Below are 693 nucleotides of genomic sequence, written 5' to 3' on the forward strand. Positions count from 1 at the left end.
CACCATCCAGGGCGTCCGCAAGCTGCTGGTACGCAACGGATGGTCCTGCCAGGTCCCGGCCCGACGGGCCATCGAGCGGGACGACGAGGCGGTGGCCGGTTGGGTCAAGGAGGTGTGGCCCTGCGCGGAAGACTCGCGGCGGTGAACGGAGCCTGGCTCGTCTTCGAGGACGAAGCCGGATTCTCCATGACACCGCCGCATGCCAAGACCTGGTCACAGCGGGGTCGGACCCCGGTGGTGCGTGTCCGCGGCCGCTCCCGCAGACGCATCTCCATCGCAGCGCTGACCTGCTACAAACCGGGCCACCGGTCCCGGCTGATCTACCGGCCGCGCCGGGACGACGGCCGCCGCGACGGACGCAAGAGTTTCTCCTGGCGCGACTACCGGGACCTGCTCATCGCCGCCCACCAGCAGCTCGGCGGCCCGATCGTGCTCATCTGGAACAACCTCAACGTCCACAAAGCCGCCGGCCTGAGGGAGTTCGCCGCCTCACGGGACTGGCTCACCCTCTACTACCTGCCGCCCTACGCACCCGACCTCAACCCCGTCGAAGGGATCTGGTCACTGCTACGGCGCGGCCGGCTCTCCAACGTCGCCTTCTCCACACCCGAACACCTCATCCAGCGCATCCGACGCGGCCTACGGCACATCCAGTACCACAGCGACCTCATAGACGGCTGCCTCGCCGAGACC

General features: G+C 68.5%; 1 pseudogene. It reads left to right on the top strand.

The features are described from left to right. A pseudogene (locus tag LCE31_RS40085) lies at positions 1-693 on the top strand (IS630 family transposase); the annotation flags it as partial.

Source organism: Streptomyces sp. 8L, assembly GCF_020176795.1.
Taxonomy (GTDB): Bacteria; Actinomycetota; Actinomycetes; order Streptomycetales; family Streptomycetaceae; genus Streptomyces.